Here is a 15809-nt window from a genome sequence, read left to right as displayed (position 1 = left end):
GTTAAAAAACTCCCTCCGCTGGTTTCATTCGAACCAGCTTACTTAAGTAAAGAAGATACAAAATCACGCTGCCAGCAAGGACAATTCCATAGACAAAAATCGGAATGGTCATCAAAAAATAAATATAAGCTTTATTGTTTAATAAACTGAGGATGAGATTAAGCCCCATCCAGACGGTCCCCACTTGAAGAGCAGTAAATCCAGAACGACCCCTCATGAAGACCATTAGAAAAATAACCGAGAATAAAAATAGAGCCGTCGTTGAGATCATGAATGTTCTAAAAAACTGTAGAGTATCGTAAAAAGAAACAAGAGAAATAACACTTATTGTATTTACGATAATGGCAATCACGCTGAAATTGAACATACGAAAGGCAGCTACTTGATATAAGTTATATTTTGATACCATCTCCACTTCAAAGGTCTCACTATGCTTCTTATGGAAAAGGTCATAAAGGGATAATGCCATAAAAAGAAGAGGAGAAATTAAAAAGACAAACCCATATATATCCTTTTCATTTACATTAGATGGCTCAGTAATTGTCATAAATAAGAAAATCAGGACAGCGATTACGGATAAAGTAATTAAAATTCCATCCCTCGGATTTGTAAAAAGATATCTAAATCCGATGTCTTTATAAAGATTCCACAAAAATGTAGGAAAGGTTTCTTTTCTTTTTATTCCAGCTTTGACAATCGTATTGATTTCTTTTTGAATGATCTCATCATCAGGCATAGGAATTTGGAATTTATCTTTATTCATGCTGATGCACCTGCATTTCTTTTTTTATAAGTTTGATTGCCGCGTAGTACCTTGTTTTGACAGTAGATAGCGGGACTTGTACCATTTCAGCAATTTCCTGCAATGTATACTCTCCAAATAACTTCAGACGGATAATTTGCTGTGTGCTCGTCTCTAATTGGTTAATAATTGAGGTGATTTGTTCAACATCCTCTTTGTATTCAAATGAGATTGCCATATCTTCGGAACCTTCAAAATCATGCCCTTCTAATGACTCTGTCAGCTTCCGATATTGATAGTTTTTCGAGCGGAAGTAGTCCACCAGTCGATTAGAAGCAATTTTGTAAAGCCATGTTCGAAAAGAAGCCTTTTTATCATCAAATAATCTAATTGATTTTAGTACGCTAATAAAAATTTCCTGAGTCAGATCGAGAGAAAGATCGGAATTAATCGTTTGTTTGTACACAAATGCATACATTTCCCGATAGTACTTAGAAATGAGCTCATTGGCGGCTTCGTGGTTTCCGTTTTTCTTTATTTTCATAATCCAGCGCTGTTCTTGTTTCATTGTCTCACTGCCTTCTAACCATATATTCGTAAGCCGTGGGAAAAAAGTTTTAATTAAATTATATAAATTTTATCGTAGCCATAATTAAAAACAAAGCTGTCAAAAAAGAAGTAGTAAACTTTTGATAAAGTGTTACTATTTTAATAATACAAAGGTAAGGAAACATCTCATAAAGTGAATGTCCGATTAAAGGAGCTGGAAAATGAAGAATATTAAAGGGATATCAATTAAAATAGTTGTTTTACTACTAATCATTTCATTGTTTATTAATGTAAAACTATTGGAAAGTAGGAAGGAATTGAAGAATGAACTTAACATAAACAATGAAAAGATACTCACTGGTTTAATTCCGAATATACATTCCGTTTTAAAAACAGTGAATACATCTATTTCAAATAATAAGATATATATAGGAGAAAATGGAATTGTAAAAGATTATATTGAAAGTGACTTGAAGGAAATATCTAGTACTTTTCTAGATTTATCTTATTATCATAATTCAGCATATGCTCTTAATGTTTCACCATTAAGAGATATATTGGATTCCTACTCTGAATTTTTGGAGTCATTACATAAACGACATGAAAAAAATCAAAATGGTTCGGATCAATATATTGATTTAGATCCAAATGATTTAGAGGGAATTGTTATAATAAAGGAAACAATGGAGGACTTTTCAAATATTATTAATAGCGACCAGGGAAATAAAGATAGTTGGATGAAAGTATTACAGGAATTCTCGAATTACTCGAAGTCAAAGGAATTCGAAGAAAAGAGAGTAAAAATAGCGGAATTAACTAAATCGTTGAGTCAAGAATAGAAACGATAAGTAAAAGCAAAGTGCTAGATTTTTAAATTATTGTATTAACTTATACTATGGCATTTTGCATGAAAGAAGTTGAGAAAATGGAAGTAATGATTACAAGGGATTATGAACAAATTGCTATCTTAAATAAATCGGTCCATGAACTTCACGTCCAGTTGTACCCTGACCATTTCAAAGAATATGATTATCATAAGGTTAGGAGCTTCTTTGAAGGCATTATCCAAAAGGACAATCAGCTATTTTTGCTTCTAAAAATTGAAGATGAAGCTGTAGGGTATGCATGGATTGAAATAAAAGAATATCCCGAAAATGTATTTAAAAAAGGATATCGATCGGTGTATGTTCATCAGCTGAATGTTCTAAAGCCTAATCGTGGACTTGGTTCCGTAATAATGGATAAAATCTATGATATTGCTAGAGACCATAAAATTGAATTAGTTGAGCTAGATTATTGGGCTAGTAATCTAGCAGCGGAGAAACTTTATCAGAAGCAAGGCTTTACAAAATATCGTGAATTTTTGTATAAGAGGTTGTAGGAAGGGATAAGAGGTATAAGCTTTTATCCCTTTTGTATGTATAAGTACAACTCAATCTTTTTTACTATCGCCTGTTTTCTCCTTTGATAAAAACCATCCGCCAATAGCAATTAGTAGCATAACTGACCAAAAGATTGTATTCCATATAGGACCTTCGACAAATTCATGCGAAATGATGTGCAAGGATGGATGCGCAAGGGTATGTATTAATAACTTAATCCCAACCCAACCAACAATTAACATGGCTGCAGTTTCCAAACTAGGGCGTTTCGTCAATATTTTAACGAAAAATCCTGCTGCAAATCGTATAACGATTAAACCTGCAATCGCTCCTATTAAAATGACGATAAACTTGGCCCCATCTATACCGCCTATTTGAATTAAAGGGGTATCTGGTAATGCCAAGACAAGAGCCACTGCAGCTAATATGGAATCAATAGCGAATGCTATATCTGCCAATGCAATTTGAGCTACTGTCATCCGATAACTCTTACCCTGCTTATTTTTATCTCCGTGATCCCTTTTAAAGAGATGCTTTAAAGCGATAAAAATTAAATAGGCAGCCCCAATTGCCTGAACTTGCCATACGTGAAAAAGAATCGAAATAACAAAAATAGCACCAATCCTAAAGATAAAAGCGAGTAACAATCCAATATTAATTGCTTTTTTTTGCTGTTTTTCTGGTAGATGCTTTGCCATAATCGCTAGAACGAGAGCATTATCAGCAGATAGTAAGCCTTCCAATAAAATCAAAACCATTAAAACCCAGCCGTATTCTAATAATAAAGATATCTCCATATGTCCACCTGAAATCATATTTTATTCATAGTTTGTATTAACATTTTAACAGATTTTATATCTAAAATATATTGTCCGTAAAACGACTAATATATTCTAATTTGTACGAAGATAATAAAGTTGTTTAAAAATTCTTCTTCCACTAACAGAGCGGGATAGCTCACTTAGGAATTGTTAAAGCAGTAACGAATTTATAGGGCAAGTTTTTTATATTATCAATTGATTAATAGTAAATACATTTTAAAATCTTGTAATCATACAGGTCGCGTTATACAATTTAGTTAAGTTAACTAAATTAGGGGGATTGAAATTGGAAAAAGATATAGTTTCTAACGGAGACAAGCAAAAGAAGTCATTCCTTTTTAAACTTGGAATAGGGCTTCTAATTCTTTATCCTATCCTATGGGGATTTGCAGCTATCGTACCATTCACCCCGTTTCCAACTCACTTAAAAGCGACTGTTATTACAGTATGTATAGTAGTGGGAGAAATCTTATTTTTGATAGGTGCAGCTTTTGTTGGGAAAGAAGTGGTGACCAAATATAAAAGTAAGTTAAATCCAAAAAATTGGAGGAGAAAAGGTGATAAACAAAAAGATGAAGAATGAAAACCTAGCTGAGGAAATTAATCATACACTAGAAGAACTATGGCTGTTACTAGAAACAAAAGAAAGAACTTATACGAATTTCCAATTAAATAATCAGCAATATGCGTTATTAACATTAATTATTCGGCATCCATCATCCACTCCTACAGATTTAGCAGAAAAAATGAATATTACTAAAAGTGCTATCAGCCAACAGTTAGTAAAGCTTGAAATTGAAGGTTATATTTATAGAAAGCAACATTCAGAAGATAAGCGTACAATTTCAGTTGAATTAGGCGAAAAAGGATTGCTTTATAAAAAGGAAATGGAAAGATTTATGCAGCAGGTTTCTGAAAAATATTATGCGAGTTTATCAACCGATGAATTAACAAACTTTTTATCCGCACTTCAAAAGCTAACAAAAGTAATTGATAAACTATAGATACCCTTTCGACAAATGGAGTATTTAATGCTTATGAAAAACCAACCTCAACGGTGTGCCAGTTAAATAAGGAGTAAATAGATCTATTAAGTATTACATAAGCAGATGAATGTAATTTGAAATAATTTTTATAGAGCCTTGCTACGTATAGACTGAATGTAGTAAGGCCATTAGCATTTATAATTTCCATTTTCTAATATTTAGAAGAGAAGATAGCCTTTTTCTGAAGATGTATTACCTACTAATAATAACTTTCATAGTGTTGGTCAGATCTCTGATTTCCATTCTTAATAGTTTGTTCCAGGTTTCAGCTTTTCACTTTCTTTATTTCTTCACGGGAAAATGCGAGTGGCTATTCGAATGATTCCTTTAGGCTAAACAGATGGAGCTTCATATTTCATTTTATATTTTTCAATAACTCTACTATACAAGGATGCTAATACTTGTTGGAACAGCATGCCGAATACAACAGGCATCGCCACTTTTGCAGGAAAATAAGTTGTGGCTATAATGACTCCAATAGCTATGTTTCGCATTCCGCCGATAAAAACAAAAGTTGTGACAATACTTGTATCTTTCCAAACAAAATGCCCAATGATTAAAGCAATGGCATAACCGGATGCAGCTATGAAAAGGACGAGAAGAATGACACCAAATAATTCCCAAGTAACTTGTTTCAAATAAGGAGCAATGGCACTGCTGTTAATCATGACCACGCCAAACAAACATAGCTTTGAGAATGGAGCAAGCTTTCTGCCAAGTGTCGCTTTTATATTGCCTTTAGTCAGCTCGTTTAATAGAACACCCATTACAGTCGGCAATACGATCATCCAAAGTAAATCCATTATGAGTGAGGAAGTATCAATAGCAATGGACTCTCCGACCGCTATATGCAGTAACCCGGGCATCAAAAATGGCGATAACAATGTATCGATTAAAATGATCGATAAGCATAGAGGTAGATTGCCCCGACAAATATTTACCCAAATTACACTCGTAACGCCTGTTGGTACTGCTACTGAAATAACAAAACCAATCGTCAGTAGATGATCGTCAAAAATAATGGTTGATAAAAAATACGCCCAAATCGGCATGATGATATGCAAAAAGGCGATGCTGCCTAAAATCATGACCGGGTGTTTCGAAAAACTTTTAACATCTTTAACGTTCATGTTTAAACTACTGGAGAACGTCATAAATGCAAATAACCACGAAACTAAAAATAATAGATGCACACCAATATTGTGAAATAATACACCTACCACTAAGCTTAGAGGTGTCAATATCGGCATCCATTTTTGAAGCCATTTATTTAAGTTGTTTAACACAGGCAATTCCTTCTTCTTTCATTGGTTTAGCTCGACGATTACTTAGTGTAAATTCCACTCAAACCATCTCCCATGTCCATCTGTTTCCCCGATGACATGTTGTTCTTCACGACCGTTCAGGTAGGAATCGAGATGCAGCTTGCGGTCCCACATATTGTTGTAGAGATGAAATACGTCTCTTTGAGCACCAAGTGTTTTAATAATTTTTATGAGTTTATGCTTTAATTCTTCAGGCATTTGATTCGCCACATGGGTATGGAAGATACAGATGGCACTATCTGCAGGAGCCTGCTCGACAACATCAGGTAATAACGTAACCCCATCACCTTCGATTAATTCTACTGGATTTTCAATAAAAAGCTGGGCAGCTTTTTCAAATAGCAAAACCCGGTCCCGGTGTTCAGGCCAAATGAGTGACTTAAGCCAAAGCGCATTTTTCGGATTTGTAATATCACAAACATGGAGATCTAATCCAACTTTCGATGCGACAGGTGGAATTTTTTCTAAGCGGGCAGGAAATTGTTTACCACGAATTTCCGCAGTGACCTGCACTTTGGATGTCTTGTCTCCATAATGATGGCCATTACGATAGGAATAGCCATACTGATCCCATAGCAACTGAAGCCCGGCACTCGTGCCAATTTCTATTAAGGACAATGGCTTTTTCACTTTGTCATACATATAGCAAAAGCTTGGATACAAATAAGCGCTGCGTCGTACTTCATTTGTCTGCACCCGCTTTGTTTGCAGTAGATTAATAATATCACTTTTAAAAGCTAGGCAGAAATCCTTAAAATGAGAAAAAATGCTTTTTAGATTCAACGGGGACTCCAACATACTAGGATAATATTCTTTCAATGGATGGTTGCACCCTGATTGTAAAAGATAATGGACAGCCCCTAAAAATAAATTTGGGATCGGTTGACCTTCTTGGGCATGAGAGCTTAGTTCAAGCAAGTCATGGTCTTCAGAAATTTTTAACGATAAATGCTCATACAAAGGACTTGAGTCCTTACACTCACCTTCTGCAAAGGCTTTAAATCGGTTAGATAGTTGAGTGATCTCCATCTTTGTCTCCTTTATATTTTTTAAAAATGAGGATGAGAATTCCACAAAAGAAAGTAACGCCTAAAAAGGTCAATATGAAAAAGAAAGGGTCCACAGCGTACCCAAAGGCAACTTTAGAATCGAATGCAACTGCATTTTCAAAATCAGGAGTATAATTCATAGTAAGGATATAGCCATATAGAATAGACCCGCCAAAATATAATAAGTGAAGCGTTAAAGATATAAGTAATGCTTGAATAAAAGTTTTCATATGAAATTTACCTTTCGAAATGATTTATCTCTAGTATAATATTCAATATTAAGAAAAAATAGGTGATAAAAGATGATTCATCATATTGAGTTATATGTTTCCAATTTGAAAAAGTCTATAGAATTTTGGGGATGGCTCCTTGAAGAGTTGGGATATAGTGTTTATCAAAAATGGGATCAGGGTCAAAGCTGGAAGCTGGGTGAAACGTATATCGTTTTCGTACAGACAGAGGAGCGGTTTTTAGATATCCCGTATCATCGCTGCCGTGTTGGGCTGAACCATCTGGCGTTTCACGCACAGTCTCAAAAGCATGTAGATGAAATGACAGCCAAGTTGGAAGAAAGGGAAGTCCAAATTCTTTATAAAGATAATCATCCATTTTCAGGAGGGCCTCAACATTATGCGGTCTACTTTGAAGATCCAGATCGGGTAAAAGTAGAACTTGTAGCACCAGGAAGTGGAGGAGAAAATAAATAAAACAGCAGGGGAAGAATATTGAACATTGCCTTCGGCGAGTGATGAATAAGAGGCACATTTAAGATAGTAACTACATTATGCGAGAGTTTAGTACCGTTATCCGAAAGTAACAGACGTTTATCCGAGAGTAAAAATGTCTGGTCTCGTTATCAAGAGTAAATCTAATCGAAGAGAAAATGACTTGAGGTTGTCGATTAATCGACAACCCCTATTATTTTTAGTCCATTATAAACTCCTGAATCCGTGACCGCTGTTGTTCTCCTGCTTCCGTATGCAAATAAATCCGGATTTGCATTTCCCATTGCGAAGCCTTCCCCGACTGCTGATAGCATTTCCTTATCGTTCATCCCATCACCAAACGCAATCGCCGCCTCTTTTTCAATATTCATCACATGCAGTATTTTCTTTACGGCTTCACCTTTATTAACCGTATCCCGAATCACATCATAGCAGTGCCTCAACCCATCGACATTTACTTGTGAAAAGTGATAGCTTGAATCAATCTCGTATAGTTCTACTTCTTCTGGCTTTAAATTAATCAGCGTTGCTCCTAATATTTGATCTGCCACATCTATTGTGAACAACTCATTATATTTTGTTTGAAATTTTTCAATGAAAAGGTCCACATGAGGTGAATCCATCGATGTAAAATAATTCTTCTCGCTCGTATATAAGACGAGTTCATGTCCATGCTTTTTAGCAATCTCCACAAAATCCATTACAATTTTACGGCTCATCGGTTCATCTACGATCGTATCACCGTGGTATTTAGCAAGTGCACCATTGTAGCCAATGAAGGAATCAACATTTAGTTCCTCTGCTAAATCGGAAATTTCATGGAGCGGTCTTCCAGTTGCTAGAAAAACTTGAATGCCTTTTGATTGAGCCTGTAAAATGGCTTGTTTAGTGGACTCTTCGTAAGTATGGTCCAATTTTAAAATCGTCCCATCAATATCTAAAAACAATGCTTTATAGTCTGTCATTCGTTTCTCCTTTAGCTTTTTAGCTATATTATTATTAATTGTCGATTTTCGTTTAGGTATGAGCATTCATAGGCGGAGAATTTCCTGCTGCTCTATTTAAAGGAAGTAAAAGAAGCAGATATAAGCGGAACTATTCCGATTAACTGCTCTAAATAAGACAAAATCCAATGATTTGGATTATATAAACGGAGAAACTTCCTTTATTTCTAAGAAATTATGGGTTTTTCCAATTTAAACGGAATTAATCCATTTATTTTTTAAAATATGGTGAAATCAACATTCAGTTTTAACAGAGCCAACTATTTTAATTCCATTTTAACAGATGCCTGCCCATTTTCGACTTTTACCTCTGCTTTTGCGCCATTGACTAGGGTGATTTGCGGTGGAACATGACCGATGTCCGCATCATAAGCGATAGGGAGACCAGTTATTTGAGAAAGGCGTTCCATTGCATCAAAAGTAGTAAAACCTTCAACTTCTTCCCCCGCAGACGTTCTCCCAAAGATAATACCGCTTGATTGTTCGAACCAACCAGCATAGTGCAGCTGCAACAACGAACGATAAAAATCAGTCGCCGTCATTTCACAGATTTCAAAATACCAAAGGATTTTTTCGTTGTTAATATATTTTTCTCGAAAAGCCTTTATATCTGCATATGGCGTTCCGACTAAATTTTGAAGCGTGTCGATACATCCCCCAAGAAGCCTGCCCTCCAATTCCAGCGGCTTTCCATCCAACGTTTTCCAAATTGTCGGTGTGTTCAACTTATAAACATAAGGATCGGGCTCTTTATCATGATTCCATTCCGATTGATATTTTTCAGAAGAAAATTGGTTGATGGTATCGCCTTCCGTGCTCATTAGTACATCCAAACACTTTTTCGTCGTCTTATCCCATTCATCGCTCCGTAAATCTACTAAATTTACACCATGGGCAGTTGCAATTCCTGTTACTACAGTGATAGCAAATAATAGAGTGCTAGTATCAGAATATCCTAATATCCAACTTGGCTGCATTTGATCCCATTGTATGTCAGGAAGTAAATCCATTAAAATCTCTCCACCCCACGGTGGAATAATCGCATCAATATGAGGATTTTGCAGCATGGAATTCAATTCTGCTGCGCGAATACTCGCTTCCGCTGAAGCGGCCTTTTCTTGGGTCCATGGCGTTTTTCCAACCTCGACTTGAAATCCACGCTTTTTAAATTGCTCAATGCCGCCAGTCAAAATCGGGTGCAGTTCTTTCGGTACTCCAGAAGAGGGAGCAGTAATGCCAATTGTGCCTCCCGCTTTTAACGGTTTCGGATAACGTATCATCGAAATCTCTCCTCTCTAATTGAGACTATTTTAGAGTATTATCGGAGTAAAAGAAAGGCGTTAACAAAAAACATTATATAGTGAGACTCATTGCCTATCGATTTATTATATATTTTAAGGTAGAGGTTTCTCCCCCAGAAAGGAATCCTTTTTTTGTATAGAGTTGAGCAGCATTGTTACCGGTCGTAACAAACAAACGAATGACAGGATAAAGAGGTTCTAACATACTTATCGCTCGATCTAACATGAAAGAGGCTAAGCCGCTTCTTCTATATTTAGGTCTTACAGCTATATCGTATATGAGAGGCAACTCCTCCCAGAGTGAAACTAAACACAAACCAGCGATTTCTTTAGTCTTTTTATGATAGAGGATGGTTGCAGTTTGTAACAATTCAGATTCCGTTTGTTGAAAATAATATGAAGTCTCGTCTGTATAAGTCCTTACATCCCGTCTATCATGGTTGTTTTCAACATAAGCTTCCTCTAATAATGCCACTAACATTGGTAGATCCTCTTTGCATGGGACCTTATAATAAAAATGCTCATCTAATGATAAGAACCTTTCTTCCGTTGGACGTATCATGCATTCTCTCGTTTCCACATGGACAAACCCCTCATCCAAAAAGGAAGATTGCTGTTCAGGCGGTGTATTATAGGCATATAAATCCGTCGATTGATTTGACGTATTCAATATATAAGTTTTTACATCGCGGACAAGCTGCGCTGTGATCGGATGAAAAGGCAATTGAATCAACAATCCAATCGATCCATCCGGTAAGTAAGCACCTGCAACTCTTTCATTTCCTAACATGACCCAGTAACAATCTTCTGAAGAACGTAACATTTCATTCAATACATTCCAACTTGGTCTGAACCATACATTTTGGCGATACGTAGCATAATACTTTGAAAATACTACAGGGTCTGCTGTGATGATGGAGTACTTTTCCAATTCCATAAAAATGGCACCGTCCTTATTCGATTTAAAGATATAAATGACGAAGGTTCAAAAATGGCAAGTCTTGCCCACTCTATAATGTGGATACATTCTTCTTCATGCTTATTTCATATACCATAATGGCAGTCGCTGTTCCAACATTTAATGAATCACATATCCCATGCATTGGGATAAACAACTGCTGATTGGGGAAATCATACCAATCCTTCGAAATTCCATATCGCTCACTCCCAATCACCAAAGCGGTATTCCCTTCATATTCATATTGTTTATATGTTCGTTCCGCGCGGGTATCTGCTAGATATATATTAAAATGATGCTTTCTTAACCAGCTTATACAAGCTGAAGTATGAACAAAATCTATGATTGGTACCGTGAATACACCACCCATACTCGCTTTGATCAATTTGGGATTGGTTTGTTTTACTCTTTTATTACAAATGAAAATAGCGTCTACCCCAGCTCCATCACTAGTTCGTAAAATAGTACCTATATTGCCGGCTTGCTCCAAGCCATCTAATATCACAATGATCGCATTGTTTTTTAGCTGCAGATTTTCTATTTTATAAGATGGTAATGTTCCGATTGATAGCAGTCCATCTTGCTTTTCCTTTTGACTGAGTTTTTCCATTACTTTTTTTGAGATGAGATAAATCTTCTTGGCTCTTTTGAAAAACTCTTCCGCTATGTGAAAAGCCTCATCACTATACATGCATTCAGGGCAAAAAAGAAAGGAATCAATTTCTATGTTTGTTTTAATTAGGATTTGATGAGCCTAGATGCCCTCAATAGCAAAAAGCACATCAGAATCTGTTTTTTTGCCATTTTGGATATGCTTTATTTGCTTAATTTTAGCATTTTGTCCGCCAATCGCTTGTAACTTCGTTTTATATTTTTCTAGTAAGTGTTTTGTGTCCAAATATGTCATAGGATGTTCCCCTTTTAACGGTAAGTATAGGGGGTGTATAGTCGGGATTATATATAAAAAACAAATCTTAATTGTTTTCAGCACATAATCCTGATCGATTGACAGTTCATCACATATGGAGCAAGGAAAGCTACTTCAGAACGTTAAAAAAGCTTACGAGTTTCATAACACGTAAGCTTGATGATTACCTTTTCGAATAGACTATTTTTTTGATGCTGTCGTAGGAAAGGGAATATTGAATGGTCAGCTGATCAATGGTGCTTCCTTCACTAAATCTTTGACGAATAGTAGCATTTCGCTGCCTCAGGAATTCTCGATATCCTGAATCCTCGCCCCATTGTTTCCGAACCCCATCAGGATTTGGAATATAAACCATCTCACCCTGAACGTACTTCTGAATTTCCTTCAATAGTTCCTTTGGAAAAACAGCCTGTGCTTTAATATATTTCATTCGTGCCCGCCCCTTAAAATAATGATCGGATTTTAAGGAAGCAAAGCCTATACTATCAACAGTATCCACCATACAGGTTGGAATGAAATAAGCGGTTACAAAAAGTAGCTCCATGCAAACAACCGCAATTGTTTATAATATAGACTTTGCATGGAGCTTGCCTAAGTAAATGAAATGTAAAAGATTCGATCTTTTAATCATGTCCTTCTCCCCTCTCTGGCACATGCAAACGTTTAGCGTTTGAGTATTTGCTTAATTTCACTATACAGTATAGTGGTAGCTTATGGAAGACTCGTGAAGGACCGTCATTGGTGTCATTGTCAAAATGGTAAGCTGCATATTTTTTTGTGAATCATATCATTCTACAAATAGTTTCATATTATATATTGACCAGAGAAAAATATTTATAGTATGATATTCCTGTTTCGTTTTTTTAGTCAAGAATAGAAAGGAGCATTGGACATTATTTACTCAAGCGCCAGAACTAATCTGTTCGTTAGATTAGTTGACGAGGTGGAGGTTTATCGAACGTTCGGCGGATACCTCCCGACTGTTGACACACAGTCGAAGTTTCTTTCTCAAATCACCAGAGGCGACTCGGTGGACAAAAGAAAGAGAATGTGCACATAAAGAAAAATAAAACAGAGATAAGGGGGCAAGTATGCCCCCGTGCTTGCTTGCCTCCTTATATAGGAGGAAAAACTTATGTGCGGCATTACAGGTTATATTGGAAATCATGATTCGAAAGAAATTTTATTAAAAGGCTTGGAAAAGCTTGAATATAGAGGGTATGATTCTGCAGGGATTGCACTATGCAACGATAGCATTGTCCATATTTTTAAAGAAAAAGGACGGCTTGCCGATTTAAGAAGTGCCGTAGACGAAAGAATTTTTGCACAGGCTGGAATCGGACATACCCGCTGGGCGACGCATGGAGTGCCAAGTCGTTCCAATGCACATCCGCATCAAAGTACTTCAGGCCGCTTTACTTTAGTTCATAACGGAGTCATTGAAAACTATACACTATTGCAGCAGAAATACTTACAAGATGTTTCATTTCAAAGTGACACGGATTCTGAAGTGATTGTCCAATTGATTGAACAGTTTGCGGAAGAGAGCATGGACGCAGAAGAAGCAATCCGAAAAACGTTGACATTGTTGGAAGGCTCCTATGCAATTGCGATTATCGACACAGAAAACGCAGATACAATTTTCGTAGCGAAAAATAAGAGTCCTTTACTCGTTGGTGTCGGGGATGGATTCAATGTCGTGGCAAGTGACGCCATGGCCATGATTCAAGTAACCGATACGTATATCGAATTAATGGATAAAGAAATGGTCATGTTGAAAAAAGATGAAGTGACGATTAAAAACCTTACTGGTGAAATCGTCAATCGTAATCCATATAAAGCAGAAATTGATGCGAGCGATATTGAAAAAGGCACATATCCACACTATATGTTAAAGGAAATCGACGAACAGCCTTTAGTGATGAGAAAAATCATCCAAGAATACCAGAATGAAAAAGGACAACTGGAAGTTGCTGAAGACATTATAGAAGCCGTTAAGGAATGTGACCGTGTCTATATTGTTGCTTGTGGAACGAGCTACCATGCAGGTCTTGTCGGAAAACAATTCATAGAAAGCATGGCAAAAATTCCAGTAGAAGTTCATGTTGCAAGTGAATTTAGCTACAACATGCCACTTTTATCTGGAAAACCGTTGTTCATTTTTATTTCTCAAAGCGGTGAAACAGCGGATAGCCGAGCGGTTTTAGTTCAAGTGAAAGAAATGGGCTATAAGGCCTTAACTATCACTAATGTTCCAGGCTCGACTTTGTCACGTGAAGCAGATTTCACAATGCTTCTTCATGCAGGACCAGAAATTGCCGTAGCTTCAACGAAAGCTTACACAGCACAAATTGCTGTATTAGCCATTCTAGCAAATGTGACGGCACAGTCCCGTGGTTTGAATACTGGATTTGATCTTATCCATGAGCTCGGAATCATCGCGAACGCCATGGAAATCCTTTGCGATTCAAAAGAAGAATATGAAAAAATCGCCAGTGAATTTCTTCCATTTACACGCAACTGCTTCTTCATTGGACGTTCCCTTGACTACTTCGTCTGTCTAGAAGGTGCCTTAAAGCTAAAGGAAATTTCCTATATACAAGCAGAAGGCTTCGCAGGCGGCGAACTCAAACACGGAACCATCGCCTTGATTGAAGACGGCACACCTGTCATCGCCTTAGCAACCCAAGAAAACGTTAACTGGAGCATCCGCGGCAATGTCAAAGAGGTCGTCGCCCGTGGCGCCAACCCATGCATTATCTCAATGGCAGGACTCAAAACAAATGAAGATCGATTCGTCCTACCAGCCGTAAATGAATTACTAACACCTCTTATCTCTGTCATCCCACTCCAACTGATCGCTTATTACGCTTCCTTGCATCGAGGCTGTGATGTTGATAAACCTAGGAATCTAGCGAAAAGTGTGACGGTGGAGTAGGGAGAATATGTTATGGTTGTAGTTGTTATCCCCCTGTAACTCTCTCGGTACCCATGTAACTTTGTTCTCCCCTGCTGTAACTAAGTTGGTACCTGAGAGGGAAAAAAGGGGAGAGAAGAACAAAGGAAATGTGGAGAGAAAAAATGGCTCGAAAAAGGATCGGGAAGCGTACCGATGGTACGTCCTTCTCGGTTCTTTTTTGTTAATCAAACGTTTGATTAGTTTATCCAATATGCCCTAGAACCCTTGCCCAATAAGGATTTTCAGTTTCTTTCCCACTCCATAAACCCGTAGGATTTCCAATCTTTCTTCGGCTTTTTTCTTTACTCTACTCCGTCCCAAAATTGTTACATTTCCAATCTTTTCTCCTGATTCTTTCCTCGATTCCAGGGGAGAACTTAGTTACAATGGCAGAATATTCTATACAAGCCAGAGTGGAAAAAAGAGGGCAAAAACGAGCATTTTGGGTACGAACTTAGTTCCATTGCCAAGAGGCTTAAAAGAGGGCGTGAAGCCAAGAGGGAGAAGGGGTGGAGCAGGATTTGGGGAAGTTCCAACTAAGTTACAGATACATATAGTAGACGAGTAGTAGAAATGGACATTAGAGGGAGAGGAAATACTTATTTTATAAATATTTAGAATATATGGTAAAATAAGGAGAATTTAAGAGTTTGTGAAAAAATGTACTTATACTACCATGAAAATAAACTTCTGTATCTCCGAAAAAAGACAATACCAAAGAAAACCCGCCTCATGTGTTAAAAATGAGGGAGCTACAGATATTGATCTATTGATTGGTTGACTGGATTAATAAACAGTATGGTCATACCAATATATTTTCATTCTCTGTGGTGAAGCAGTGGTTTCTGCTTCATGGATGGCTAACGGGCAGATTCCTTTAAAAGTGAAACTTTAATTTTTCTGAATTCGTATACAAGGTATTAATATAAATTATGGAGGTGTCAAATGTGTCTAAAGAAGTTATTTTCTTCTTAGTTATAGTATCTATGGCTATATGGATTACGGTGTCTCGAGAGGCTG

The 15809-nt window shown here is 36.8% G+C and carries 18 protein-coding genes; 6 read left to right on the top strand and 12 right to left on the bottom strand.

All coding sequences use genetic code 11. The features are described 5' to 3' along the window. Position 1 precedes the first annotated feature (1 nt). Positions 2–763, bottom strand: coding sequence for a hypothetical protein (locus KHA96_RS17520; protein WP_213130590.1), 762 nt, complete (start codon positions 761–763; stop codon positions 2–4). Continuing rightward, positions 756–1310: an RNA polymerase sigma factor gene (locus tag KHA96_RS17515; RefSeq protein ID WP_213130589.1), complete on the bottom strand. Its 555-nt coding sequence runs from the start codon at positions 1308–1310 to the stop codon at positions 756–758. The genes KHA96_RS17520 and KHA96_RS17515 overlap by 8 nt, the downstream gene beginning before the upstream one ends. 202 nt (positions 1311–1512) lie before the next feature. Here KHA96_RS17515 and KHA96_RS17510 point away from each other — a divergent pair, with 202 nt between their 5' ends. Continuing rightward, positions 1513–2130: a hypothetical protein gene (locus tag KHA96_RS17510; RefSeq protein WP_213130588.1), complete on the top strand. Its 618-nt coding sequence runs from the start codon at positions 1513–1515 to the stop codon at positions 2128–2130. 56 nt (positions 2131–2186) lie between these two features. Next, positions 2187–2672: a GNAT family N-acetyltransferase gene (locus KHA96_RS17505; RefSeq protein ID WP_249315675.1), complete on the top strand. Its 486-nt coding sequence runs from the start codon at positions 2187–2189 to the stop codon at positions 2670–2672. Between the two features lie 51 nt (positions 2673–2723). Here KHA96_RS17505 and KHA96_RS17500 read toward each other — a convergent pair whose 3' ends face one another. Then, positions 2724–3470 carry a TerC family protein gene (locus KHA96_RS17500; protein ID WP_213130586.1) on the bottom strand — a complete coding sequence of 249 codons (747 nt, stop codon included), beginning with the start codon at positions 3468–3470 and terminating at the stop codon, positions 2724–2726. Positions 3471–3780: 310 nt separating this feature from the next. On the opposite strand from KHA96_RS17500, the gene KHA96_RS17495 reads away from it, so the two are divergent. Together KHA96_RS17495 and KHA96_RS17490 are read left to right on the top strand one after the other, a co-directional pair. Then, positions 3781–4077, top strand: a complete 297-nt coding sequence (locus tag KHA96_RS17495) for a transporter suffix domain-containing protein (protein ID WP_213130585.1) — start codon at positions 3781–3783, stop codon at positions 4075–4077. Next, positions 4067–4498, top strand: coding sequence for a MarR family winged helix-turn-helix transcriptional regulator (locus KHA96_RS17490; RefSeq protein WP_213130667.1), 432 nt, complete (start codon positions 4067–4069; stop codon positions 4496–4498). Before KHA96_RS17495 ends, KHA96_RS17490 begins: the two co-directional genes overlap by 11 nt. A gap of 374 nt (positions 4499–4872) precedes the next feature. On the opposite strand, the gene KHA96_RS17485 is transcribed toward KHA96_RS17490, so the two are convergent. From KHA96_RS17485 to KHA96_RS17475, 3 genes are read right to left on the bottom strand one after another with little or no spacing between them, the layout of a single operon-like run. Further along, positions 4873–5826, bottom strand: coding sequence for a bile acid:sodium symporter family protein (locus KHA96_RS17485; protein ID WP_213130584.1), 954 nt, complete (start codon positions 5824–5826; stop codon positions 4873–4875). Positions 5827–5868: 42 nt separating this feature from the next. Next, positions 5869–6894, bottom strand: a complete 1026-nt coding sequence (locus KHA96_RS17480; RefSeq protein ID WP_213130583.1) for a DUF2332 domain-containing protein — start codon at positions 6892–6894, stop codon at positions 5869–5871. Further along, entirely contained in the window at positions 6872–7144 is a 273-nt protein-coding gene (locus tag KHA96_RS17475; RefSeq protein WP_213130582.1) for a hypothetical protein, read from the bottom strand. Before KHA96_RS17475 ends, KHA96_RS17480 begins: the two co-directional genes overlap by 23 nt. 72 nt (positions 7145–7216) lie before the next feature. Between KHA96_RS17475 and KHA96_RS17470 the strand changes: the two genes are divergently transcribed. Next, a complete protein-coding gene (locus tag KHA96_RS17470) occupies positions 7217–7621 on the top strand; it encodes a VOC family protein (protein ID WP_213130581.1) in 405 nt (134 codons plus the stop codon). A 194-nt stretch (positions 7622–7815) separates the two neighbouring features. On the opposite strand, the gene KHA96_RS17465 is transcribed toward KHA96_RS17470, so the two are convergent. From KHA96_RS17465 to KHA96_RS17440, 6 genes are all read right to left on the bottom strand, one after another. Beyond that, a complete protein-coding gene (locus KHA96_RS17465; protein ID WP_213130580.1) occupies positions 7816–8604 on the bottom strand; it encodes an HAD family hydrolase in 789 nt (262 codons plus the stop codon). Between the two features lie 299 nt (positions 8605–8903). Beyond that, positions 8904–9923 (bottom strand): S66 family peptidase, encoded by a 1020-nt coding sequence (locus tag KHA96_RS17460; RefSeq protein WP_213130579.1) that lies wholly within the window; start codon positions 9921–9923, stop codon positions 8904–8906. 94 nt (positions 9924–10017) lie between these two features. Then, the gene (locus KHA96_RS17455; RefSeq protein ID WP_213130577.1) at positions 10018–10881 is read right to left on the bottom strand and encodes a GNAT family N-acetyltransferase; all 864 of its coding nucleotides are present in this window, start codon (positions 10879–10881) and stop codon (positions 10018–10020) included. A 73-nt stretch (positions 10882–10954) separates the two neighbouring features. Next, entirely contained in the window at positions 10955–11512 is a 558-nt protein-coding gene (locus tag KHA96_RS17450; protein ID WP_213130576.1) for a TrmH family RNA methyltransferase, read from the bottom strand. A 144-nt stretch (positions 11513–11656) separates the two neighbouring features. Next, positions 11657–11809: a hypothetical protein gene (locus KHA96_RS17445; protein ID WP_213130575.1), complete on the bottom strand. Its 153-nt coding sequence runs from the start codon at positions 11807–11809 to the stop codon at positions 11657–11659. Between the two features lie 184 nt (positions 11810–11993). Then, complete coding sequence (locus tag KHA96_RS17440; RefSeq protein WP_481748247.1) at positions 11994–12374, bottom strand: CD3324 family protein; 381 nt, start codon at positions 12372–12374, stop codon at positions 11994–11996. Between the two features lie 591 nt (positions 12375–12965). Here KHA96_RS17440 and glmS point away from each other — a divergent pair. After that, the gene (gene glmS / locus KHA96_RS17435; RefSeq protein ID WP_213130574.1) at positions 12966–14768 is read left to right on the top strand and encodes a glutamine--fructose-6-phosphate transaminase (isomerizing); all 1803 of its coding nucleotides are present in this window, start codon (positions 12966–12968) and stop codon (positions 14766–14768) included. Positions 14769–15809: the final 1041 nt, after the last annotated feature.

The organism is Bacillus sp. FJAT-49711, assembly GCF_018343715.1.
Taxonomy (GTDB): Bacteria; Bacillota; Bacilli; order Bacillales; family Bacillaceae_C; genus Lederbergia.
Note: the sequence above shows the minus strand (reverse complement) of the source record. Positions and strands in the feature narration are given on the sequence as shown.

What these genes read in the sequence shown, in the direction of transcription:
- KHA96_RS17470 (WP_213130581.1), top strand. Translation starts at nt 7,217, where the DNA reads ATGATTCATCATATTGAGTTATATGTTTCCAATTTGAAAAAGTCTATA.
- KHA96_RS17505 (WP_249315675.1), top strand. Translation starts at nt 2,187, where the DNA reads ATGGCATTTTGCATGAAAGAAGTTGAGAAAATGGAAGTAATGATTACA.
- KHA96_RS17445 (WP_213130575.1), bottom strand. Translation starts at nt 11,809, where the DNA reads ATGACATATTTGGACACAAAACACTTACTAGAAAAATATAAAACGAAG.
- KHA96_RS17520 (WP_213130590.1), bottom strand. Translation starts at nt 763, where the DNA reads ATGAATAAAGATAAATTCCAAATTCCTATGCCTGATGATGAGATCATT.
- KHA96_RS17460 (WP_213130579.1), bottom strand. Translation starts at nt 9,923, where the DNA reads ATGATACGTTATCCGAAACCGTTAAAAGCGGGAGGCACAATTGGCATT.
- KHA96_RS17475 (WP_213130582.1), bottom strand. Translation starts at nt 7,144, where the DNA reads ATGAAAACTTTTATTCAAGCATTACTTATATCTTTAACGCTTCACTTA.
- KHA96_RS17465 (WP_213130580.1), bottom strand. Translation starts at nt 8,604, where the DNA reads ATGACAGACTATAAAGCATTGTTTTTAGATATTGATGGGACGATTTTA.
- KHA96_RS17455 (WP_213130577.1), bottom strand. Translation starts at nt 10,881, where the DNA reads ATGGAATTGGAAAAGTACTCCATCATCACAGCAGACCCTGTAGTATTT.
- KHA96_RS17440 (WP_481748247.1), bottom strand. Translation starts at nt 12,374, where the DNA reads ATGGAGCTACTTTTTGTAACCGCTTATTTCATTCCAACCTGTATGGTG.
- glmS (WP_213130574.1), top strand. Translation starts at nt 12,966, where the DNA reads ATGTGCGGCATTACAGGTTATATTGGAAATCATGATTCGAAAGAAATT.
- KHA96_RS17490 (WP_213130667.1), top strand. Translation starts at nt 4,067, where the DNA reads ATGAAGAATGAAAACCTAGCTGAGGAAATTAATCATACACTAGAAGAA.
- KHA96_RS17500 (WP_213130586.1), bottom strand. Translation starts at nt 3,470, where the DNA reads ATGGAGATATCTTTATTATTAGAATACGGCTGGGTTTTAATGGTTTTG.
- KHA96_RS17510 (WP_213130588.1), top strand. Translation starts at nt 1,513, where the DNA reads ATGAAGAATATTAAAGGGATATCAATTAAAATAGTTGTTTTACTACTA.
- KHA96_RS17450 (WP_213130576.1), bottom strand. Translation starts at nt 11,512, where the DNA reads ATGGAAAAACTCAGTCAAAAGGAAAAGCAAGATGGACTGCTATCAATC.
- KHA96_RS17515 (WP_213130589.1), bottom strand. Translation starts at nt 1,310, where the DNA reads ATGAAACAAGAACAGCGCTGGATTATGAAAATAAAGAAAAACGGAAAC.
- KHA96_RS17480 (WP_213130583.1), bottom strand. Translation starts at nt 6,894, where the DNA reads ATGGAGATCACTCAACTATCTAACCGATTTAAAGCCTTTGCAGAAGGT.